Below are 21,071 nucleotides of genomic sequence, written 5' to 3'. Positions count from 1 at the left end.
GGTACGCCCCCTCCCGGCCATCCACAGATTCCAAGCATTGCTCGACCCAGGCACGGGGCCTGGTCAAACGGCTGGTCGTCCTGGCCAAGGCGGCGAACGAGACGTGTTGGACGCGGGCCTTGCCCAGGCGGACGGGCTCGTCCGGACCGGATTCCGGCTCTGGCACAAAGTCCGGTGCGCCACGAGGCGCTGATGTGTCGGATGGAGGTGGAAGACCGTCCATCGCTGGGTCGTCGTAGCGGCCTGGTGCAGCTGGAGGCAGCCTGAACCGGGGGTCGCCGGGGAGGGTGGGAGCAGCCTCGACGAAGTCGCGTCGGTCCAGCACTGCCGGATGGGCCGGGCGCGGTGAGCGAGACGGGAAGGTATACGCGAGAAACCGGTGTTGTTACGCCTCTTCATGGGCCGCCAGCTCGAACCCGGTGGATCTGGGCTGGTTCGCGGTGCGCACCCGCCCCTCATTTCGGGTGGGGAACTTCTGGTCGGGTATCGAATGCCTGGGCTGGGAGGTCACGGCGAAGGACTACGGCGTAGCAACGGTTATCTTGAGCTTTCGATTTGATCCCGGCTGTGACCTGGGCGGCCACGTCGTGAACGGTGTCGCCGACGCGGCCGCCGCTGGTAGTGGGATCCCTGTCAGCAGGGCCCGATCGTTACCGAAGAGCGACGTCGTTTGCCGGGAGCAGTCGGGTCGCTGGCGTCGGGTGTATGACGAAGCTGGCCGAGGGCGTGGGCCAGTTGGCGCCGCAGGCGCTGGTTTTCCTCTGCGAGTTCACGGTTTCGTTTGAGTGCAGCATCGAGCCTGGCCAGGGCCGAGGACTCGGTCGTGCGTTGGCTGGCCGGGATCGGCGGCGTGGGCGTGCGTCCCGTGGCCTCGCGGAGGCGCTCGATCTCGGCCCGGATGTCGGGCTGGGCGTAGAGCCAGGACCGGGAGACTGCAGCCGCAGTGGCGACAGTGTGGAAGGTGACCGGCGTGCCGGCATGGTCGAGTTCGCGTAGTGCTTGGATCGCTTTGGCCCGTGTCAACTCGTGGCGCCGCCGGGCGGCGGCGATGATCGGCTTAGTGTTGTCAGGACGCATCGGCGGCCGCCTCTTGCTGGCCGGGATCGTCGACCTCAAGCGTGGTGATGATCTTCTCCAAGTTGTCGGCGACCTGCCGGTTCATCTCCGCCTGCCGGGTGTGGCCGCGGGCCTCGGCCGCGGAGATGATCTGAAGGACTTCTTGATGGTGGTGCCGGTGCTGGGGCAGGAACTCGGCGGTCGTGACGAACATCGGGCATGTCAAACAAGCATTGGCATGCGGGCAGGTCTTGACCAGCGGCAACGAGCAGTAGCCGTTGGGCAGGGCCTGGGTGGCGCGGCCGATGCGTTGCTTGGCCCAGGCCGCCTCGGCCATCGGGCCGTCCGGGGCGAGGGTGACGGTTTGGCCGGTCGCGTTGACCTTGCGAGCCTTTTCCCAGTGCCGGCGGATTGTGGTGTCGGCCAGCCGGGCGTAGTGGGCCGTCATGGCATGAGAATCGTGATCGAGTATGCGTCGGACGACTTCTTGAGGGACGTCGAGGTTGATCAACCGGGTTCCGAGTGAGTGTCGGTATTGGTGCGGGGTGACATGGACAGGGTTGCCGTGGGCGTCGCGGATGTCGCAGCGGCGCAGCCATTCGGCCAGCGCGTGCTGGTAGCCGGAGTGGCTGGCGCGCTTGCTGCCGTCGGGGTTGGCTCTGGAGCGGGGAAAGAGCACTGGGATCCGGTTCGGCCAGCAGTCGCTGACTTTTCGTCGCTGCTTGATGATCTGGGCTTCGAGTTCCTCATCGATGGGCACGAGGGCCTCGCGTTTCATTTTGTGGTTGACGTAGCGCAGGTAGGGGGCGTTGTCGGCGTCGTGGACGACGCAGTCGACGGCCAGGCGCAGGGTGTCACCAAGCCGGAGCCCGCAGCGGATGAGGATGAGGGTGATCAGCCGACGGTCGGGGTCGTTCCACTGATTGAGGTTGTGGGGATCTTCCAGTTGCGTCATGACGTGTTCGGCCAGCGCCCGGGGAAGCAACTGCCCCTTCTTGGGGAAGTCCTCGCTGTGGAGCGTCGCATTCGCGGGCAGCGATTCATCCCACCCGTGCCGGCGGATGGCTTGCAGGAACAGGTGCAGCTGGCTGATGCGTTCGCCGTGGATCTTCTTGCCGGCCAGCTCGGTGTGCAGGTCGGCCAGGTAGCGTTCCAGCAGGGGCCGGTCGACCTGGGCGAGCCGGTCGACACCGACGGCGGGCGAGGTCAGGAACCGGCTGAAGCTGGTGAGCGCGAGCGCGGCCTTGGTGGCCGATCCGGTGCCGAGGCCGCTGCTCAGCCGCCACCGGATCCACCGCTTGGCCAGTTCTTTGAGCCAGGTCTGGCTGATCTGGTCGAACCGCACCGTCGCGGGCCCCTCCTCGACCCCTAGGTTGCGCAGCCGCCAGACGTCACGGCGGTACTCGACGTCCCAGCCTCGGCCGAGATGCGACTCCTCGACCTTGCGGCGCGCATAGATGAGCAGCGCGCGACCGGAGTCGCCGTTGGAGAACCGTGCTCGCTTGGGGAATCGTTGCTTCCACGCCTGTAGCCAAGCGTGTTCGTCGTGGTCCAGCAGCGAGGAAACCTCGGTGGCGGCGAGGAAGTTGACCACGACCTGCACCGCGCTCGGCGCGATCCGGATCGCTGCATCGTCGTGCCGGCACTGCAAGGCGTACTGCGTCTCCAGTCGCAGATGCGCGTCCAGTTCGCGCAGGTCGATGCGCTCGTGGCCGGGTGTGGAGTCGTTCTCGTAGCCGCGGGCGTAGTCGTCGATGTCCGGCCGGCCTTGTTCTTTCCAGCGGATGCCGTGCGTCAGGCAGAACGGCAAGTCCGCATGGACCCATAGGTCGCAGTAGGCGATCCGGCATGTCGCCGGCGGATCGGGCTCCACTACCGGCGGCAGCGCGGCCACCCACTGGTTGAGGTCGGACTGGCCCGACCGCTGCCAGGCGTAGTGGTGGCGCGTGCACAGCCCCCGTTCCTTCCGTCCCCTGAGGCAGCCCGGAATCCGGCACGACGCCAAGGGCTGGTGACCCTTCATCCTCGGGTCGGTAGTGGCGATGAAGTGGCCCAGGTCTGGCTTTCCTTCGCGCCGCCAACGGCTGTCATGGCCGAAGCACAACCCTCGGATACGACCCGTGCGCCCGCATCCCGTTACCCGGCAAGGCTTTCCACCCAAGACAGGATCGTCCGGGCCGAACGCCAGAATCTCTGCTCTGAACTCCGGTCGGACCGCGGCGACCAGCTTCTCCAGCAGGCCTGGACGCACCGCGCCGACGGGCGTCACCTTGGACGTGGTCACCAGCTCACCTCGCGCCCCGTGAACCAGCCGGCCTTCTCCAACTCCCGCCGGGCGTCCTCGGCCGTGAGGTGCCCATAGACGGAAAGCGTGGTGGTCACAGAGGAATGACCGAGGAGTTTGGACACGACCTCGATCGGGACTCCGTCGCGCAACATCCTGGTCGCCGCCGAATGCCGGCACCAATGCGGGTCGAACGCGATCCCCGTTCGCCGCCGTAGTCGTCGCACCAGGTCATAGACTGCCGGGTAGGACCATGGGTGCCCCAGGGGCTGGGCCCACAAGTTGATGAACACGTAGTCCGAGTCCAGATCGCCATACTGCGCAGTGCAGATAGTCGCCCCACAACCGGATCAGTTCCGCCGACACCGGGATGGTGCGCTGCTCGCGCGACTTCGACCGCGCGCCGTTGTCGTTGATCCGCGGCACGATCGTCACCTCGCGTTCAGCCGCGGCGATGTCGGCGTGCCGAAGCCCCAACGCTTCGCCGACGCGAACGCCGCTGTCCCACAACAACGCAAGCAGGAAGCGATCCCGCAGTCGACCGCAGGCGTCCATGATGGACTGCATCTCCGCCACTGTCAGGACGCGAGGGAGCTTCTTCTCGGCCCGCAGCGAGATCGCCCGCCGAGGCTGGGGTTTGCCCTTGCTGATGTGGTGCAGGAACGGCTTCCACCCGCCCCGGCGGCCCGGTAGCTGCCAGGTGGTCAGCAGCTCGCCGACGTCCACGCCGTTGCGCGCTTGGTAGGTGTAGAACGCCGCCAGCGCCGAGAGCTTCCGGTTGACCGTGGACGCCGTCACGTGCGGCTGGACCGACGGCAACACGGCCACGTGGCCGTCGCGGCCGGCCGGCGGCAGCCGCAGCCACGCGACGTATTCACCGATGTCTTCCAACCGGGTCTCCCGCCAGTCCAACCCGCGCTGCCACAGAAAGACCCAGTAGTCCTTCAAATCATGGGCGTACGCCTTGACGGTGTTCGGGGATCGCTCGATGTCGGTCAGGTAGGTCAGATACCGCTCGATCGGCTCGACCTGGATACCGTCCTCGTTCAGGACGGTCCAGGATGGAACCCGGGACGCGGGCATCGCCACGCGCTGAACGTGCACAACTCCTCCAACGTGATCAACGTGATAGACGAGCCGGAGATAACCACGTCCACCAGGTCGATCACGCCGCCCCACGAACCCGTGGCGCACATGGAAGACACACGTTCAGCAGCTCAAGATAACAACGGAAATGTGCTTCAGCTGGACCTTCGCGGCCAGCAGCCCTCCGGGGCGGTAGGCCAGTTCAAGGGCCAGGGTTCGGCGCATGGCGCGCATGGTGACGTTGTCCTCGGGGATGGAAGCCAGTCCGAGTCGGCGACCAGTGGGACCATTCACCCAGTTGCGGAACCATCGATAGCGGACGTCGAAGGCGAACCGTCCGAACAACAGGGCGCCGGACTGGGGATCGTCCAGGAGTTGCTCGGCCAGGCCGGCGGCCAGGTAGGCCGGTTCGACGACGACCCACTCGTCCTCGACGCCGCCCAGCGGCTTGCCCTTGACGACGCGGCTGGCCAGCCGGTAGCGCACCAGCCCCGGTGCGTGTTCTTGCGGGGGCTGGCGGCAGCCGGCCCGCAGCTCCATCAGCTCGCTCGAGCGCATCCCGCTGGTCAGGGTGATCGTGATGATTGCCGCGGTGCGGACTGCACCCAGTAACGTGCGTGCCTCGGCGTCATGCAAGGGAAGAGTCCAGGGGACCGTCTCGTTGTCGTTGTTGGCGAGAGGAACGTGTGTGGCGTTGCGTCCCAAGGGTTTCTCTGCCCCGACGACGTCGAGCGTCGACTCGATCACATCGCGCAGCGTGCGCGTCCAGCTCGGGTTGAAGACGACGTAGCCGGCTTGCCTGGCCAAATTGTCGAGCGCGAGCGGGGTCAGCGGGTCGTTGACGGACCAGCCCGCGTCCACGCGCTCGGCGACGATATGGTCGGGAAGCAACGGCAACGGTCGACGGGCCTGCCGGTATTCGCTGAGGACGCGGGCGAATCCCTTTCGAGATTCTGGGGGTTGTTTGCGGAGGTCATGGGCGGGGTCTCGGCGACGCTTCCACTGGCGTTGCTCGCGCATCTGAGCGGTGAGTTCGGCCGTGCGCGGGCCGATCACGGTCACCAGGTAGAGCGCTGCGGCCAGCAGAGGTTGCAGCACTCGATCGTCCAGTGGCGGGGTGGTGTTGCCGTCCCGGCCGGATCGCATCTCGGCGACGGCCGATGGAGAAGCGCCCGACCAAGGCCGCAGGTCCGCCCGGACCCGATCAGTGGTGAACAGCTCCCGATAGTTGAGCAAGTCGACGACCGTCTGCGCAGCGGCTCGGCGGACGGCGGGACTGCGATCACCGACAACGACACCGTCCGCGTCACGAACGTAGCGGCGGTGGGCCAGGTATGCCGCGCAGCAGTCCTCGTCGACCTCGTCGAGGCTGACGATGCCGTACTTGGCGAGCCAGGTGAACCACCGGGTCAGCTCGGCCAGTCGTCCGTGGCAGGTCTGTGGGTGCAGCGGTGTGCGCAGGGCGCGCGGCAGCACCGCGACGGCTTCGTGTCGAGGCGCAAGCAGGGCCAGGGACCAGTTCCTTGGCAACCAGCCGCCAGCGGGCGTCGGCGATGAGGGTGAAGTCGAACCGGCGGCGGGCCGGCGTCATCTGCACCCGTAGACCGATGACCTCGGTGAAATCCCAGACGTCCTCATCGAAAACCGGTCCCGTGGTTCTCACCGGCAATGCCAGACCCGCTTCGACGCAGACAGTCGCTCCCGCGAAGACTGAACGCGTTTGGTCACTGATGCTCCTATGGTTTGTCAAGCGGTAGCTGGAAGTTCGTGGTCGGGGGCGTGCAGTGTGGTGATGACTTTGTAGATCTCGCGGGCGAGGTAGCGTTTGAGGCAGCGAAGGATGTCCTTTGTGGATAGTTGTTGCTGGGCGCGGCGGTCGCGGTAGGCGCGGGTTCTGGGGCAGGTGGCCAAGCGTGTGCAGGCGATCAGGTGCAGGGCGCGGTTGGCTTGGCGGTCGCCGCCGCGGGACAGGCGGTGGCGGTGGGTCTTGCCGCTGGAAGCGGGGATTGGGGCGGTGCCGCAGAGAGCGGCGAAGGCGGCCTCGGATCCGATTCGGTCGGGGTTGTCGCCGGCGGTGATCAGGAGCTGGGCGGCGGTCTCGTAGCCCACGCCGTGGATGGCGATCAGCCGGGGACAGGCCCGTTCAACCAGCGGCCGCAGCTGGGCATCCAGATCAGCGATCTCGGTGGTCAGGTTGCGGTGGCGGCGGGCCAAGGCGCGTAGCGCCACCCGGGCAGCTGCCTGCGGGCTGGCCGGGTCGCCTGCCGGGCGCAAGCGCAGGCATGCCTCAACCAGGCCGACCGCGCCGAGGCCGCGTAGCCGGTCGCGCAGGTCGGCTGGGGCGGTCACCAGCAGCGACCGTAGCTCGTTCATCGCGGCCGTACGGGATTTAACCGCGCCGGCGCGGGTGGTGTGCAGGGTGCGGATTGCCTCCACGATTCCGCTGCCCGCCTTGGGAATGGCCGTGGCCCGGCCGGCGAGCACGGCCTCGGCGGCGGCGTAGGCATCGAGCGGGTCGGACTTGCCCTTCGCGCGGCGCTGGCGGCGGTCGGGCCGGTTGACCTCGACAACCGTCACGTCCGTGCTGGCCAGGTGGCGCGCCAGGCCCGCCCCGTAAGAACTGGTGCCCTCCACGCCGACCGCGTGCAGTCTGCCGTGTGAGCGCAGCCAGCTCAGCAGCTGGTCGTATCCCCGCTGGGTGGCGGGGAACTCCGCATCGGCCACCCGCGCGCCGTTGAGCAGCACCACCGCCGCGTGATGGGTGTCGCCGTGGGTGTCCACCCCACCGGCAATCCTGCGCTTGCTGGGCTTTTTCATCTGACCGCGTTGTGCCATCCTGGGGCCTGTCGCCTTCCTGCGGGACGTTCCGGGCAAGGCGGCACGCGCCGGACGGCTGGGCGGACAAACCAGTGATGGGCGGTCGCAAGCTCCTATCAAGTCACGTCCCGGCCCTCCGGCGCGTACCAAGCAGACGCCCCGGCAAGGCCGACAGATCGGGGCGAAGACACTCCCATTCGAGGTCAGGGTTTGATCGAGTCAGACCCCGCCGGTGACGTCTGCCCCGCAAGTCTCACTGGGTTTGATGGAGACTCCACGTGTGAGTGGAGAATATGATCATGGGACGGTCGTCGAGGTACCCGCGTGAGCTGCGTGAACGCTCGGTTGCGTTGGTGTTTGAGCAGGTGGGGCAGTATTCGTCGCAGTGGGACGCGATCCGGTCGATCGCGGAGAAGGTGGGGGTGACGGCGGAGACGCTGCGCCGGTGGGTGCGCCAGGCGGAGGCGGGTGCCGGGGAGCGACCGGGGCCGACGAGCGCGGAGGCGGAGCGGATTCGTGAGCTTGAACGCGAAAACCGAGAATTGCGTCGGGCGACGGAGATTTTGAAAGCGGCGTCGATTTTCTTCGCGTCAATGTCATGATCTTGGTGTCCGGCAGGGTTCGCTCGTTTCTTCGCTGCCCCAGGCGACTGGTGGCTTGTCCTGATGTGCGGCCCCGCCGGACACCCGCTGGGCGAGGATGTGGCTTCATAGGAGCGCGCCGCAGGCCCGATTGACGCGTGCCCGCCTCGCCCGATGGTGTCATCGGTCTGCGAGGAAAGGGAACCCGGGTTGAGCATGGTCGTGATCGGTGTGGATGCGCACAAACGCAGCCACACGCTGGTAGCCGTTGACGGGATCGGCCGGAAGCTGGCCGAGCGGACGGTCGGCACCACCAGCGAGGACCACTTGAAGATTGTGGAATGGGCCGGCCAGTGGCCGAACGCGCGCTTCGCGGTCGAGGATTGCCGGCATGTCACACGCAGGCTGGAACGTGACTTGCTGAGCGCCGGGTGCGCGGTGGCGCGGGTGCCCACCCATCTGATGGCCGCGTCCCGTCGCAGCGGGCGCGCGCCCGGGAAGTCCGACCCGATCGATGCGTTGGCAGTGGCGCACGCGGCTCTGCGCGAGCCAGACCTGGCCGTCGCGCAGCTGGATGGGCCGACTCGCGAGGTGAAGCTGCTGGTCGACTACCGCCACAACCTCGTCGAGCAGCGCACGGAGCTGATCAATCGGTTGCGCTGGCACCTGCACGAAATCGACCCGAACTTGCATGTCCCCGCGCGTGGTCTGCGCCGTTACTGCGTCATCGATGAGTTGGCCCGCCGCCTGGCCGGCCGCGACGGTCTTGTGGCGCGCATCGCCCGCGAACTGCTGGCTCGCTGCCGGGAGCTCACGATGCAGATCAACGCCCTGGAGCGTGAACTGCGTGACCGGGTGCGCGTCCTGGCGCCCACGCTGCTGGAAGTCCCCGGCTGCGGGGTTCTGGGCGCCGCGGTTATCCTTGGGGAAACGGCTGGGGCGCAACGGTTTCGCTCGAAGGACGCTTACGCCCGGTTCAGTGGAACCGCCCCGATCCCCGTCTGGTCGGGCAGCAGCTCTGGCAAGGTCCGGCTCAATCGCGGCGGCAACCGCACCATCAACTGCGCCCTGCACATGATCGCCATCACCCAGGTTCGAGGCATCGGACCGGGCAAGGACTACGTCGACAAGCTCCTCGCGCGCGGCAAGACCCGCAAAGAGGCCATCCGCCTGCTCCGGCGACGGCTCTCCGACGTTGTGTTCCGCGCACTTCTGGCCGACGAGCACCGTGCCGCGCCGGCCAAGCGGCCGACCACAACCGAATCTGCACCGCTGCCGCAGGCGGCTTGACATAGGGGCTTGACATAGGAGCATCAGGGAGCTCGACCCTCGACAGTCACGCTCGTAACGTTCATCACGGAATGCAAGGACCGGTTCGGAGTCGAGCCGATCTGTACCACGCTGACCGAGTTCGGTGTGAAGATCGCTCCGTCCACTTACTATGCGGCTTTGACGCGCCCGAAGTCGGCGCGGGAGGTGCGTGATGAGGAATTGAAGAAGGAAATCCAGCGCGTGTATGACGAGAATTACCAGGTTTACGGCGCCCGGAAGATTTGGCGGGAATTGCGGCGTGAAGGCGTCGCGGTGGGGCGGTGCCGGGTGGAGCGGCTCATGCGGAACATGGGCCTGGCCGGCGCTGTTCGTGGGAAGACGGTCCGTACCACCGTGTCCGACAAGGACGGTGTCCGAGCCCTGGACCTGGTGAAACGCCAGTTCACGGCGGGCGCGCCGAATCGGTTGTGGGTGGCGGACTTCACCTACGTGTCCACCTGGGCGGGCACTGTGTATACCGCGTTCGGGATTGACGTGTTCTCCCGAAAAATCGTCGGGTGGACGTGCAGCATGTCCAAGGAAACAGACCTAGTCCTCGACGCCATCGACGCCATCGAAATTGGCTTGCGGGACAGATCGTACCAGTGGAAGGAAGGTGAGGACAAGCTGGTTCATCATTCTGACGCGGGCAGTCAGCTTGAGATCAATCGGTCGTCGCAACACCGGCTTGCTGGAGCGACAATAGCTGATCGTTGAGGGCTTCGGCAGGCGTCTTCCAGCCAAGTGCCTTGCGGGGCCTGCTATTGAGAGCGGCAGCAACGGCGTCGAGTTCGTCACGGCTCCAGCGGGACAGATCGGTGCCCTTGGGAAAGTACTGGCGCAGCAAGCCGTTCGTGTTCTCGTTGGTGCCGCGTTGCCAGGGACTGTGCGGGTCGGCGAAGTAGACCTTGATGCCGGTATCGATGCGCAGCCGGGCGTGCTGGGCCATCTCCTTTCCGCGATCCCACGTCAACGACCGCCGCAGCGGTTCGGGCAGCGTGGCGATGGCCGAGGCGATCGCGTCCCGGACGGCCTCGGCGCCGCGGCCGGCGAGAGCGGGACCGTTGTGCACTCGCGGTTCGACGCCGTGACCGTCCATGCGAGGCAGGTGAAGCAGCATCGTGAACCTGGTGCTCCGGTCGACCAGCGTGCCGATCGCGGAGCTGCCCACGCCGATGATCAGTCGGGTAGCGGGGACGCATTACTGCGTCCCCGCCCCCTCAGAACCGTGCAAGCAGCTGTTCACCGCACACGGCTCAAGCAAGCCCCAAGGGCTCGGGGTCAGGAGAAGGCGCGGGATTTGTCGGCCTGACGGCTCCAATCCGTCGCCGACAAAGGGTGTGAAGGAGACGGAGCCTGTGATCGTCCGGCGAGTCATCGTCTGTGAAGGCGATGTACTGCTTGGAGATCGCCTTCCTGATGACGGCCCGCCACGTTTCCCATTCGTGGGGGCTTCGTGGCGGGTGATCGGCGTGCAACAGAAGTCCTCCGCAGGTCGGGCAACTGAGGTTCCCCCCGGGGAGTGGACACCGAGTTAGCAGGACGACCGTCCTGCTGGAAGGATGTCCATCATGCCTCCTCGCAAACGCCGGTCCTGCACGGCCGAGTACAAGGTCGAGGCTGCGCATCGTGTGATCGATTCCGACCGCACGATCGCCGACGTCGCCCGCGAACTGGGAATCGACCCAGGGATGTTGAGCACCTGGGTCAAAGACGAGCGGCGCAGGATCGCCGCCGCCGAGGTCCACGGGGAGAAACCCCTGGAGCCGGCCGAGCGGGCCGAGCTGGCGCGGCTGCGACGGCAGGTCGGCGAGTTGGAGAAGGACAACGCGTTCCTGGTAAAAGGTGTGCCACGAACACGAGACGCTGCGTGAAGTAGGTCAGGTAGCAGATCGTGGTGCTGTGCGGATGATGAAGGGGTTGTGGCCCTTCGGAGTCGCCCGTCGGGTGGGAGGCTCCAAACCACCTCATGCTGCGTTGGCTGACGACCGTCGTGGTGAGCGATGAGGAAAAGGTGCCCCGTTGGAGGGCGTCAGGCGGGGATCAGGAAGACGAACGTGAGTGAATCGCTGACGACGTGTCGAAATGGAAACAGATGACATCGAAACCGGGGCGTCTTTTTGGCACCGGGATAAGTCTGGCGGGGGTCCCGATTTCTGGCCAGGCGGTGTCCGGCATGGAGGCGACGTGAGCCTGATCTGCGGCGTTCGCACGGAACGTGGGAAGGCATGCCCTGATACTGCTGCTTCGGCAGCGAGAGGGAGTGCGCCAAGCAGCAAGAACTGTAAGGCGTTGAGTACCGATGCGGGGCGTGCTGGCGGACCGGCTCGTAGTAGTGGTGAAGCGCCTGTAATGGGTGTGGAGCGAAGGGGCCGGACCATTCGGGTCGCTGATGCGGTCAACCGGCAGCAGCCGGGAGGAGCCGCGTGAGTCGATCAGGGCCGTTGATGAAGCCGTTCGAAATTTCGAAATGGGCTGTGGCAAAAGCGTTTGGCAGGGTCAAGGTGAGTTTCCCCCCGTTTGGCGGACACCTGCGGTGTGGGGTCAGTGATCTTGGTCTGACCGGGTGTGCAAGGCGTCAAAGGTGACGGGGCTGTGCATCCCGATGGCGGAGTGTCTCCGTTTCGGGTTGTACCAGCATTCTATCCATTCGAATATCGCGTTGGCAAGCTGGTCGCGGGTTTCCCATTGTTTCTGGTCGAGGAGTTCGAGTTGGAGGGTTCCCCAGAACGATTCCATCATCGCGTTGATGCTCCTATAGTTGTCAAGTTGTAGATGGCAGAGGGTTCGTCTTGTGCGGCGCCACGATTATTTGATAGATTTCACGTATCAGGAACCGTTTTAGGCAGCGCATTATCTCTTTCTTGGTTTTGCCTTCTGCTGTGCGGCGGGTGACGTAGGTGATGGTGGGTTCGTGGAATCGCATGCGGACCACGAGGATGCGGTGCAGTGCGGCGTTGGCCTGCCGGTGGCCGCCTCGGTTGAGGCGGTGGCGGGACGTTTTTCCTGACGACGCGGGAATGGGGCAGGCGCCGCAGAGCTTGGCCAGGGCTGCCTCGCTGTTGATGCGGTCAGGGTTGTCGCCCACGACGATCAGCAGCTCGGACGCGGAGTCCTCGGCGATGCCGAACAGGCTGGTCAACGCGGGTGCGGCGCGGTTGGTGAGTGTGGCCAGGACGCGGTCGTGCAGGCGAGTTTCCTGGTCGAGTGCGTGGTATCGGTCGGCCAGTGCGCGCAGCGTGTAGCAGGCGGCATCGATGGGACCGCTCATCGATTCATAGCGAAGTTTCCGGCATTCTTCGATCAGCGCTTTGTCGCCGAGGGGCTCGAGAATTTCACGAAGCTCGGCTGGCGCGTTCACGATGATGGTCTTCAGCGTGATGATCGCTTGGCTGCGCGCTTTGGTCGCGGTGTCTTTCGCTATTTTGACCTGGCGGATCATCTCGACGGTACCGTCGCCAGTCTTGGGCACCGCGGTCGCGGCGCCCGACAGCACCGCACGGGCCGCGGTCTCCGCGTCGATGGTGTCGTCCTTGCCGCGCCGGTGCCGCACGCTGCGATCGGGACGGTTGACCTCGACGACCCGATGACCCGCCCGACGCAGGAACGAGGCCAGCCCAGCACCGTAGGACCCGCAGCCCTCCACGCCGAACTCGACCTCGCCCTCGTGCTCGCCCAGCTCGCACGCCCAACGCTGCAGCTGGGCGTAGCCAGCCCGGTGCGCCGGGATCGTGGTTTCGCCAATCACGGCTCCGACCTGGTTCAACGCAACAGCGACGTGGGTCTGTTTGTGGGTATCGACGCCGACGACGATGCGTGGACGAGAGGGATGGGGGATGCTTGGCACTGGCGCGTGTCCTTCCCGGGCTGCGTGGTCACGGCGCAGCCGGGCGGGCGGACAGGACTGTGATGGGACCTGCTGCGATCAGGCTCCTATGAGGTCACTGCCCACTCGGCGCGCCACCCTCTGGCGTCGCTCGAGCCGGCGGACAGATCAACGCCAGGGCACCCGCAGGGCCAGTCGTAACACGGGTCACGCCGGACTCGAGCGACGAAAGACAGTCTCACAGTCGTAGCAGTCGCCGACGGTGCCCATGGAGGCGAGCAGTCCGGCGGCGCGGAGTCGCTGTCCGAATGCCCAGGAGGTGTATTGGGAGCCGTGGTCGGAATGCAGGATCGTCGCATTGTGGTCGGGTTTGCGTCGGATGATGGCCATGCCGAGCGCGTCGGTGACGAGTTCGGTGCGCATGTGGCCGGCGATGGACCAGCCGATGATCAGCCGGGAATGGGCGTCCATGACCGCGGCGCAGTACAGTTTCCCTTCGGCAGTGGGGTGCTCGGTGATGTCGGTGATCCACAGCCGGTCCGGCTCGGTGACGGCGAAGTGGCGGTTGACCAGGTCCGGGGCGGGTTCGGCGGCCGGGTCGCGAATGGTGGTCCGGGCTCGTTTCCGCCGGTAGAGGCCCTGGATGCCGGCCTCGCGCATGAGCCGTTCGACGCGTTTGCGGTTCACCGGCAGGCCCAAGCCCAGCGTCAATTCGGCGTGGACTCGCGGTGATCCGTAGGTTTGTCGGGAATCGGCATGGATCTGCTCGACGTGTTTCAGCAGCAGCTCGTTGTCCCGGTCTCGCTCGGATATCGGCCGATCGCGCCAGTCGTAATACCCGGAACGGGACACGTTCAGGACCCGGCAGGCCACCGCGACGTCGATTCCGTCGGCGGCGAGTTCGTGGACCAGCGGGAACGTTACTTTGGGAGGATGTTCTCGCGCGCGAAGTAGGCGGCGGCCCGTTTCAGGATCTCGTTTTCCAGTTCGAGTTGCCGGTTTTTGCGGCGCAGCTCGGCCAGTTCCTTCTTTTCCGAGCTGGAGAGCCGGGTGGCCGAACCGTTTTCGTCGGTGTCGGCCTGGGCCATCCAGTTGCGCAGGCAGGACTGGCTGATGCCCAGATCTTTCGCCAGTGCGGCGACGGGTTTGTCGCCCAGCCGGGCCAGCTCGACGGCACGCTGACGGAACTCAGGCAGGTGTGGTGCAGGCACGAGAACATCCTCCCTGGTGACCGGCGGTCACCTCAGGTGAGGTGTCCGGACAACCGGGGGAAGCTCAAGGCCAACAAGGGTGCCGCCGGGGTCGACAGTGTGTCGATCGAGGAATTCGAAGCCGACTTGCGGAACAATCTCTACAAGGTCTGGAATCGGATGTCCTCGGGGACGTACTTTCCGCCGCCCGTGCGGGCGGTGGAGATCCCGAAAACCGGTGGCGGAGTTCGTGTTCTGGGTGTTCCGACGGTTGCGGACAGGGTTGCGCAGACGGTGGTGGCCATGGAGATCGAGAAGCGGGTGGAGCCGATGTTCCATCCCGACTCGTACGGTTATCGGCCGAAACGCTCGGCGCTGCACGCGGTCGCGGCGTGCCGGCGGCGGTGTTTGAGAGCCGAGTGGGTGCTCGACTTGGACATCTCGAAGTTCTTCGACACCGTGGATCACGAACTGATGATGAAGGCGGTCCGGGCCAACACCGACTCAGCTTGGGTGGTGTTGTATGTGCAGCGGTGGCTGTCCGCGCCGCTGCAACGTTCGGATGGGACGCTGGAACGACGGGACCGGGGAACCCCTCAAGGGTCTGTGGTATCCCCGATTTTGGCGAACCTATTCATGCACTACGCCTTCGACGCGTGGATGGCTCGGAAGTTCCCGGGCGTCGCGTACGAGCGGTATGTGGACGACGCCGTTGTGCACTGTGTCAGCGAGAAGCAAGCGCTGATGCTGCGCGACGCCATCACCAAGCGCCTGACCAAGGTCGGGCTGACGCTGCACCCGGACAAGACGAAAGTCGTGTACTGCCAGAACTGGAACCGGCGGACCGGCTCGTATGAGCACACGTCGTTCACGTTTCTGGGGTACGAGTTCCGGGCGCGGACCGCGCGGGACAAAAACGGTCAGTTGTTCGGGTCGTTCCTGCCTGCGATCAGCAAAGAGGCCGAGAAGCGGATCAACCGCGAAGTGCGCGGTTGGCGGCTGCATCGGCATACCGACTGGACTCTGGGCCAGATCGCGTGATGGATCAACCCGATCGTGCGGGGCTGGTTGCAGTACTACGGCCGGTTCTATCGGTCGAAGCTGTATGCGCTGTGCAAACGCATCAACACCTACTTGGTGCGGTGGGCTCGGAAGAAGTATCGGCGGTTGCACGGGTTCAAGAAGGTCAATGCCTGGTGGAAAGCGTTGGGGCTGGGGTATCCCCGGCTGTTCGCGCACTGGCAATACACCCGTGGGTTCATGGCGACTGGATGGTAGGAGCCGTGTGACGAGAGATTGTCACGCACGGTTCTGTGAGAGCCCGGGGGTGCGATTCCCCCGGGCCACTCGACCCTCGGCGTACTTTGCTGCGATGCAGAAGAACCGGAACGGTTCGATCTGATGGTGAAGTACGCCGGCCCCGACGAACCCGCCGAGACCGCCGGCGCCACCTCACCCAAGAACACACGATTCTCCGTGCGGCGCATGGCACGGCTGCTGGGTGTCTCGACATCCGGCTACTACGCGTACGTGAAACGCGCCAGGAGCACGGTGCTGATGCCGCGCCAGCAGCGGCGCGCGGATCTGACGGTGAAGATCCTGGACGTGCACGCCGGTTCCGATGGCACGTACGGGTCACCGCGGATCACCAGCGAGCTGCGGGACCGAGGCGAGACGGTGAACGAGAAGACCGTCGCGGCGATCATGGCGGAGATCGGGATCGAGGGCATCAGTCCGCGCACGTTCAAGGTGCGTACCACGGTGGCCGATCCGACGGCGTCGTTTCCGCCGGATCTGGTGCGGCGGCACTTCGACCAGGGCCGGCTGGATGCGGTCTGGCTGACCGACATCACCTACCTGTCCTGCGGTGAGGGTGATATGTACTTGTGCGCGATCCGGGATGGGCATTCTCGCCGTGTGCTGGGGCACGTCGTGGCCGACCATATCGGCGCGGACATGGTGCGTCAGGCCATCGACGCGGCGGCGGCCTGCCGTGGCGGCGGTGTCGCCGGCACGGTGCTGCATTCCGATCGTGGCGGGGAGTTCACTGCGGCGTTGACCGCGAACGCCTGTGCCGCACATAAGCTGGAACGATCGATGGGTGATACCGGAATATGTTGGGATAACAGCCCTGCGGAATCGTTCTGGTCGACGTTCAAGCATGAGTACTACTACCGTCATACCTTTGCTACCAAGGCAGAAATTGTTGCTGCGGTTGACAATTGGATCGGACGGTACAACGATAGTCGACGTCACTCCGCGATCGGGATGCTCAGTCCTGTGTGTTACGAGCAGTCCCTGACAGGCGCAGCGAAAGCTGCTTGAAGACCTGTCCACTGTTCGGGGGGAACCTCAAACGACCTTGCTGTGCCTGAAGCAGGCGCATGGTCATGCGGTCGACCGGTGGGGGCGGTCCCTTGCGACGCCGCTGGGCCCAGTAGGACGCCAGCGCCGGGTCATCCGGAGACGCCCTGCCCTTGACCAACTGGTGCCGGGCGATCTTCGTCCAGGAGAACTTGAGCAGGTAGGCGCCGCTGTCGCGGTCGCCGAACACCCACCGGTCCTGCCTGGCCTTGTTGAACCGGCCGAAGTACTTGTCGGATATCCAGTGCTTCGGCTTGTTCGGGTGGCTGTGTTTGGCCCACTTGTAAGCGAGCGTCCACATGTGATTGTCCAGCGCGGTGAACACCTCGCTGGACACCACCGTCCGGTAATAGGCAGACCAGCCCCGCACGATCGGGTTGATCCTCTTGAGCACCGCACCCGCGTTGGCCCCTCTCAGGGCCAGCATCTCGGCGCTCAGCCGTTCCCGGATCCGTCGTTGAGCCGCTGCGCTCGGCTTGATCAGCAGCTTGCCGTGATAGCGGCGGACGTTGAATCCCAGGAAGTCAAACCCGCTGTCCGCGTGGACGATGCGCGTCTTGTCCTCGTGGAAGACGAGCCCTCTTGGTGCCAGCCATGCACTCAGCCGTTCCTTGACCTGTTCGGCTTGCTCACGGCTGGTGCACATCGCGACAAAATCATCTGCGTACCTCACCAGCACGGGGCTCCCGCTCTGCGCACTCCCAGCGTCTCTGCCGGTCGTGTAGTAGCGGACCCCTGCGGCTTCCTCCATCCCGTGCAGGGCCACGTTGAACAGCAACGGGCTGATCACCCCGCCTTGCGGAGTTCCCGCTTCGGTCGGAGCGAGCCGGCCTCGATCCACCGCCCCGGCCTTGAGCCACTGCCGGACCAGTCCCCGGGCGGGGAAGGTACCGAGTGCGGTCATCAGCCGTTCATGGTTGATGTGGTCGAACGCCGCCGTCAGGTCCGCGTCGAGCACCCACACGCGCTGCGGGTTCTTCCCGTTGAGCGTGGAGTAGATGGCCCCGATCGCGTCGTGACAGCCGCGGCCGGGCCGGAAGCCGTACGACTTCGGCTCGAACCGCGCTTCCCACTCGGGTTCCAGTGCGCCCAGTGCCACCGCTTGCAGACACCGGTCAATGATCACCGGAATCCCGAGGCCGCGCTTCTTCGTGGTCCCTGGTTTGGGGATGAACACCCGCTTGACGGGCTTGGGAGTCCACGGTCGGGCACGGTGCTGGACCCAGTCGGCCAACTCGGCCTTGGACTGAGATAGAAGCACCACCTTCCCGTCGACTCCCGCAGTCGCTCGTCCCGCGTTGATTTCCGTGACCCGCCGCACGCTCAGCAGCGTGTTCGATCGGGACCGGAGCATCAGCTTCTGCAAGTTGCGGACCTTCTTGCGGTCCCCTGCCTGCGATGCCGTGAAGATCCTCTGCCGCAGACGCCGTACGTCTTCCTCGACCCGGTGCCAGTCGATCGACGCCCAGTCCAGGTCTTCGTCCTCGGGTCCGTTCACCGTCGCGACGGTCGGCGGGATGGTCGAGACCGCTCCGGCCGTGTCGGTCATGGTGTCCAACTTGTCTCTCGGTTCCGTCGTCTTTGTCCAGTGAGTCCGTACAAGCTCACCTGGCCCACGTCAGCACCCTTTCGGGTCCGGGCAGAACACCCGTATCCGGACGGTTATGCGGGGCGACCGGCGGAGAGGCTGGTCATCATGCCCGGGTTCCCGTTTCCTTTCGGCTTCCGGCATTGGCTTCTTGGGCCATCCTGTTCCCGCTGGGGAGTTGAGCCTTCCTCGCGGTCGGCCGACCGGGCCACGACGACCCGGACCTCAACGGGGTTTCCACGTTCCACACGAACGAGATGCGACCGGGGTGGGTGCTCCCTTTACCCCGAGGCGGCGGTGTCCACCTGGCCGGAGTGACCTCTGCCGGCCAGCGCCTGCCGCTTCTCAGCGGCCAGCCATGCACCCCGCTGGAACTTTCCATCGGCGGGGCTTGGGATCACGAGGCATCATCGGGAGTTCACTTGCGTTCACCCGTCCGGTCTTCCCCTTGCCGGTAGCTCCCGGATGGAACGGGAGCCCTTGGGCTTTCCCCTGAGCTTCGCATCACGCCGTTACCAGCATCGCACGTCAGAGGCGGGGACGGGTCGTACGGACACGGACCCGTGACTGCACCTACGGCCTTGCCATCAGCCGCCTCTCAATCGGTCAGTCCACTCAAATTCGTGCAACTTCGTGTCGCACAGTCGCCTTCCCAATGCCCGGGTTCGGCACGGTCAAGTACTTCGGCGGGCCGCTCGCTGATCAGCGCACCGGGGTCGACGAACCGGGTGACGCGCTGGTCCGGGCGGCGACGCTTGCGCCGGGCGCGTCGGCGGGTGCGCAGTTTCGTGGCGGCCTCGCGGTGCAGACCACCACGTTCGGGTCGATACAGGGCCTGGTAGATCGTCTCCGGGGCGACCTGCATCTCCGGGTCCTCGGCGAACTCGCGCCGCAACGTAGAGCTGATCTGTTCCGGACTCCAGCGCTGGTCGAGGCGCTGTTGCACGTACTCCCGCAGCTCGGTGTTGCGCCGCAGCTTGCCTTCCTTTGACCGGGCGCGACGCACCTGAGCGCGACGTTCGGCCTGATGGGGCCGGTAGTTCTCGGTCTTCGGGTCACGGTTGCGACGAATCTCGCGGCTGATCGTGCCCGGGTCGCGCTTGAGCTGGCGAGCGATCTGCCGGATCGAATGGCCGGCCAGCAGCAGGTCAGCGATGCTCACCCGTTCGTCCTCGGACAGAAACCGCGACGAGATAACCCGCGGCTGCTCGGTGATCGACGGGTAGGAGTAGGTCCGCCCCGCGCTGTCCGTTTCGGTCCGGCCGTAACGCCACCGCGTTCCAGTCCGCCGGTTGATCCCCACCTCTCGGCACGCCGCCGAGTTGCTCACGCCCTGATCCATGAGCTGAAGATATTGATCACGCTTGGCAGCCAATGGCTCAGGACCACGCTTACGGATGTTCCGGCGAAACCCAGTCACTGCAACACCTTTCAGGCTCGGCGTTGCAACCACCGCTAGAACCTAAGGCGGACAAGTGGGGCCAAAACTAGGCGGCAAAGACAGCTGTTCCAGTAGGGGTCGCTGTGCTGACGGGCGACGCGGACCCGAATGCCCAGGTCGTGCGTCAGCGCGGCGGCGGCGTTGGTGGGCAGGATCGCATGGATCACGACTTCTCCACGGGGATGGTCGAGGGTGAACGCCGTGTTGGCGTGTCCACGCCGGGCCAGCGCGGCGCGAACGGTCGCCTCCGCCAGTGCCGGTCTGCGGAGGTTGTCGGCTTCACAGCGCTGCCGTTGCGCACTCGGACAGTGATTTCGCGCCGTACACACGTTGCTGCCAAACACCCCGAACCGGTCGGGTTGGCCGAGAACGTAGGCCAACGCGCAGGAGTTGGTGTGGAACAACGGATAGCCGGGGCGGCGCTGGTGGGTTGCGTGGATGAAGTCCCAGAACGCTTGCGGGTACACGCATTCGGCTGCGGTGACGCCCGGCGTGGTGGCCAGTTCCGGCCACCGCTCGGCTAATCGGGGCAGCGCGGCGGGTTCCACCTTCAGACCGGCGGCCACGGTGCAGTGCGCGTACGTCGCTGCCCAGTCGAAGACCGCTTCCATCGTGCGCGTGGTCGCGGACTCCGGAAACGCGGGCCGCCAGTAGTGCACGACCGGTACACCAGCGTCGGGCCAGCCGGGGGAAGTTGGCCTTCAACTCCTCGTGCCGGATACCGCGTTCCAGGTCGCGCCCCAAGCCGGAATAGCTCAGGTACACGATCGTCCGTAGCCCGGCTTGCCGGGCCGTGGTCACCGCGTCGACCGTGTCATCGGGGATCGGGCACTTGGTTATCAGCACGATGGGGTTGGGGATCTTCCGGTCGACCAGCACGGCCAGCAGATCGGCGAGGTGCGCGCGGGAATTCGGCAGCGCCATCACATCGGTCCACGTGTACAGCGCGACCGGGCGATCCGGCGCGTAGTACGGCGATGCGGTGAGCAGGTCGACCGTCTCCGCTGGGCTGGCCAACTGCTCAGGTCGAACAGCGGTCTGCCCCCGCTCGTTCAAGAAGCAGTACGAGCAGACCTTCGGGCAGCCCTGGATAGGGTTCACCGCGATCCACGTAGCGTGCTGGTCGACGATCGCAGTCCATGTGCGACGCGAGTCATTAACCCGGCGCGTGACGACGCCGAGGCGGGTATTCATGGTCTCCACGCTCCTTGCCAGCCTTGTCGTTCCATGATTACCCAGGTGAGTGAATCTTGTACACGGAGTTTAGGTTCCGAGACCGACCGCCCCAGGCCCAACGGGCACCGTCGGCAACCCGGAGTTGGGATGCCGCAACAGCCCGTCCAGCTCTTCCAGCGTGATACCGAGCTTGAGGGCGAGGTCGGGGCGTTGCCACGGTTGGGGCTGCTGTTCGCCGCGTTCCCAGCGGCCGATCGTGGTGCGATCGACCCCCAGCGCCTCGGCCAGTCCCTCTTGGGTGTAGCCGACGACGACGCGCCGGTTGGCCAGCGGGCGCGATGATCGGGCCAC

At 65.7% G+C, this 21,071-nt stretch carries 20 protein-coding genes and 2 pseudogenes; 7 read left to right on the top strand and 15 right to left on the bottom strand.

The window, feature by feature from the left end:
• Positions 1-633 precede the first annotated feature (633 nt).
• The 6 genes from LWP59_RS38500 to LWP59_RS38480 form a co-directional block, all read right to left on the bottom strand.
• Positions 634-1,077, bottom strand: a complete 444-nt coding sequence (locus tag LWP59_RS38500) for a DUF6262 family protein (protein ID WP_144639114.1) — start codon at positions 1,075-1,077, stop codon at positions 634-636.
• Positions 1,067-3,340, bottom strand: a complete 2,274-nt coding sequence (locus LWP59_RS38495) for a tyrosine-type recombinase/integrase (protein ID WP_144639116.1) — start codon at positions 3,338-3,340, stop codon at positions 1,067-1,069. The genes LWP59_RS38500 and LWP59_RS38495 overlap by 11 nt, the downstream gene beginning before the upstream one ends.
• Positions 3,337-3,633 carry a tyrosine-type recombinase/integrase gene (locus LWP59_RS40565; protein ID WP_208637360.1) on the bottom strand — a complete coding sequence of 99 codons (297 nt, stop codon included), beginning with the start codon at positions 3,631-3,633 and terminating at the stop codon, positions 3,337-3,339. The genes LWP59_RS38495 and LWP59_RS40565 overlap by 4 nt, the downstream gene beginning before the upstream one ends.
• Positions 3,572-4,534, bottom strand: coding sequence for a site-specific integrase (locus tag LWP59_RS38490; RefSeq protein ID WP_222425546.1), 963 nt, complete (start codon positions 4,532-4,534; stop codon positions 3,572-3,574). The genes LWP59_RS40565 and LWP59_RS38490 overlap by 62 nt, the downstream gene beginning before the upstream one ends.
• A 15-nt stretch (positions 4,535-4,549) precedes the next feature.
• Complete coding sequence (locus tag LWP59_RS38485; RefSeq protein ID WP_144639118.1) at positions 4,550-5,902, bottom strand: hypothetical protein; 1,353 nt, start codon at positions 5,900-5,902, stop codon at positions 4,550-4,552.
• A 270-nt stretch (positions 5,903-6,172) separates the two neighbouring features.
• Complete coding sequence (locus LWP59_RS38480; RefSeq protein WP_229858590.1) at positions 6,173-7,243, bottom strand: IS110 family RNA-guided transposase; 1,071 nt, start codon at positions 7,241-7,243, stop codon at positions 6,173-6,175.
• A gap of 299 nt (positions 7,244-7,542) precedes the next feature.
• On the opposite strand from LWP59_RS38480, the pseudogene LWP59_RS38475 reads away from it, so the two are divergent.
• The 3 genes and pseudogenes from LWP59_RS38475 to LWP59_RS38465 form a co-directional block, all read left to right on the top strand.
• Positions 7,543-7,830 (top strand): annotated as a pseudogene (locus tag LWP59_RS38475) (transposase); the annotation flags it as partial.
• Positions 7,831-8,040: 210 nt separating this feature from the next.
• The gene (locus LWP59_RS38470) at positions 8,041-9,114 is read left to right on the top strand and encodes an IS110 family RNA-guided transposase (protein WP_101434552.1); all 1,074 of its coding nucleotides are present in this window, start codon (positions 8,041-8,043) and stop codon (positions 9,112-9,114) included.
• Positions 9,115-9,177: 63 nt separating this feature from the next.
• Positions 9,178-9,852 carry an IS3 family transposase gene (locus LWP59_RS38465; RefSeq protein WP_107503638.1) on the top strand — a complete coding sequence of 225 codons (675 nt, stop codon included), beginning with the start codon at positions 9,178-9,180 and terminating at the stop codon, positions 9,850-9,852.
• Here the strand turns inward: LWP59_RS38465 and LWP59_RS38460 are convergent.
• Positions 9,800-10,318 (bottom strand): annotated as a pseudogene (locus LWP59_RS38460) (IS30 family transposase); the annotation flags it as partial. The gene LWP59_RS38465 and the pseudogene LWP59_RS38460 sit on opposite strands and share 53 nt — an antisense overlap.
• Before the next feature lie 379 nt (positions 10,319-10,697).
• Here LWP59_RS38460 and LWP59_RS38455 point away from each other — a divergent pair.
• Entirely contained in the window at positions 10,698-11,009 is a 312-nt protein-coding gene (locus LWP59_RS38455; protein ID WP_101436350.1) for a transposase, read from the top strand.
• A gap of 670 nt (positions 11,010-11,679) precedes the next feature.
• Here the strand turns inward: LWP59_RS38455 and LWP59_RS38450 are convergent.
• The 4 genes from LWP59_RS38450 to LWP59_RS38435 form a co-directional block, all read right to left on the bottom strand.
• Positions 11,680-11,877, bottom strand: coding sequence for an IS3 family transposase (locus LWP59_RS38450; protein ID WP_144639120.1), 198 nt, complete (start codon positions 11,875-11,877; stop codon positions 11,680-11,682).
• Between the two features lie 22 nt (positions 11,878-11,899).
• Positions 11,900-12,982: an IS110 family RNA-guided transposase gene (locus LWP59_RS38445; protein ID WP_222425547.1), complete on the bottom strand. Its 1,083-nt coding sequence runs from the start codon at positions 12,980-12,982 to the stop codon at positions 11,900-11,902.
• A gap of 186 nt (positions 12,983-13,168) precedes the next feature.
• Positions 13,169-13,873 (bottom strand): IS3 family transposase, encoded by a 705-nt coding sequence (locus tag LWP59_RS38440; RefSeq protein WP_229858594.1) that lies wholly within the window; start codon positions 13,871-13,873, stop codon positions 13,169-13,171.
• Positions 13,874-13,881: 8 nt separating this feature from the next.
• The gene (locus LWP59_RS38435) at positions 13,882-14,172 is read right to left on the bottom strand and encodes a transposase (protein WP_101440879.1); all 291 of its coding nucleotides are present in this window, start codon (positions 14,170-14,172) and stop codon (positions 13,882-13,884) included.
• Between LWP59_RS38435 and ltrA (LWP59_RS38430) the strand changes: the two genes are divergently transcribed.
• From ltrA (LWP59_RS38430) to LWP59_RS38425, 3 genes are all read left to right on the top strand, one after another.
• Entirely contained in the window at positions 14,158-15,192 is a 1,035-nt protein-coding gene (gene ltrA, locus LWP59_RS38430) for a group II intron reverse transcriptase/maturase (protein WP_308431800.1), read from the top strand. The genes LWP59_RS38435 and ltrA (LWP59_RS38430) overlap by 15 nt on opposite strands.
• Before the next feature lie 15 nt (positions 15,193-15,207).
• Entirely contained in the window at positions 15,208-15,429 is a 222-nt protein-coding gene (locus LWP59_RS41350) for a group II intron maturase-specific domain-containing protein (RefSeq protein WP_222425549.1), read from the top strand.
• Between the two features lie 123 nt (positions 15,430-15,552).
• Positions 15,553-16,476 carry an IS3 family transposase gene (locus LWP59_RS38425; protein WP_144639124.1) on the top strand — a complete coding sequence of 308 codons (924 nt, stop codon included), beginning with the start codon at positions 15,553-15,555 and terminating at the stop codon, positions 16,474-16,476.
• Here LWP59_RS38425 and ltrA (LWP59_RS38420) read toward each other — a convergent pair.
• The 4 genes from ltrA (LWP59_RS38420) to LWP59_RS38405 form a co-directional block, all read right to left on the bottom strand.
• Positions 16,424-18,064: a group II intron reverse transcriptase/maturase gene (gene ltrA / locus LWP59_RS38420; RefSeq protein ID WP_144639127.1), complete on the bottom strand. Its 1,641-nt coding sequence runs from the start codon at positions 18,062-18,064 to the stop codon at positions 16,424-16,426. The genes LWP59_RS38425 and ltrA (LWP59_RS38420) overlap by 53 nt on opposite strands.
• Before the next feature lie 637 nt (positions 18,065-18,701).
• Positions 18,702-19,556: an IS30 family transposase gene (locus LWP59_RS38415; protein WP_144639129.1), complete on the bottom strand. Its 855-nt coding sequence runs from the start codon at positions 19,554-19,556 to the stop codon at positions 18,702-18,704.
• Between the two features lie 2 nt (positions 19,557-19,558).
• The gene (locus LWP59_RS38410; protein WP_229858588.1) at positions 19,559-20,203 is read right to left on the bottom strand and encodes a hypothetical protein; all 645 of its coding nucleotides are present in this window, start codon (positions 20,201-20,203) and stop codon (positions 19,559-19,561) included.
• A 604-nt stretch (positions 20,204-20,807) separates the two neighbouring features.
• A complete protein-coding gene (locus LWP59_RS38405) occupies positions 20,808-21,071 on the bottom strand; it encodes a helix-turn-helix transcriptional regulator (protein ID WP_144639131.1) in 264 nt (87 codons plus the stop codon).

Origin of the sequence: Amycolatopsis acidiphila, assembly GCF_021391495.1 — a bacterium.
Lineage (GTDB): Bacteria > Actinomycetota > Actinomycetes > Mycobacteriales > Pseudonocardiaceae > Amycolatopsis_E > Amycolatopsis_E acidiphila.
Note: the sequence above shows the minus strand (reverse complement) of the source record. Positions and strands in the feature narration are given on the sequence as shown.

What these genes read in the sequence shown, in the direction of transcription:
- LWP59_RS38500 (WP_144639114.1), bottom strand. Translation starts at nt 1,077, where the DNA reads ATGCGTCCTGACAACACTAAGCCGATCATCGCCGCCGCCCGGCGGCGC.
- LWP59_RS38480 (WP_229858590.1), bottom strand. Translation starts at nt 7,243, where the DNA reads ATGAAAAAGCCCAGCAAGCGCAGGATTGCCGGTGGGGTGGACACCCAC.
- LWP59_RS38470 (WP_101434552.1), top strand. Translation starts at nt 8,041, where the DNA reads ATGGTCGTGATCGGTGTGGATGCGCACAAACGCAGCCACACGCTGGTA.
- LWP59_RS38455 (WP_101436350.1), top strand. Translation starts at nt 10,698, where the DNA reads ATGTCCATCATGCCTCCTCGCAAACGCCGGTCCTGCACGGCCGAGTAC.
- LWP59_RS38450 (WP_144639120.1), bottom strand. Translation starts at nt 11,877, where the DNA reads ATGATGGAATCGTTCTGGGGAACCCTCCAACTCGAACTCCTCGACCAG.
- LWP59_RS38425 (WP_144639124.1), top strand. Translation starts at nt 15,553, where the DNA reads ATGGTGAAGTACGCCGGCCCCGACGAACCCGCCGAGACCGCCGGCGCC.
- ltrA (WP_144639127.1), bottom strand. Translation starts at nt 18,064, where the DNA reads ATGACCGACACGGCCGGAGCGGTCTCGACCATCCCGCCGACCGTCGCG.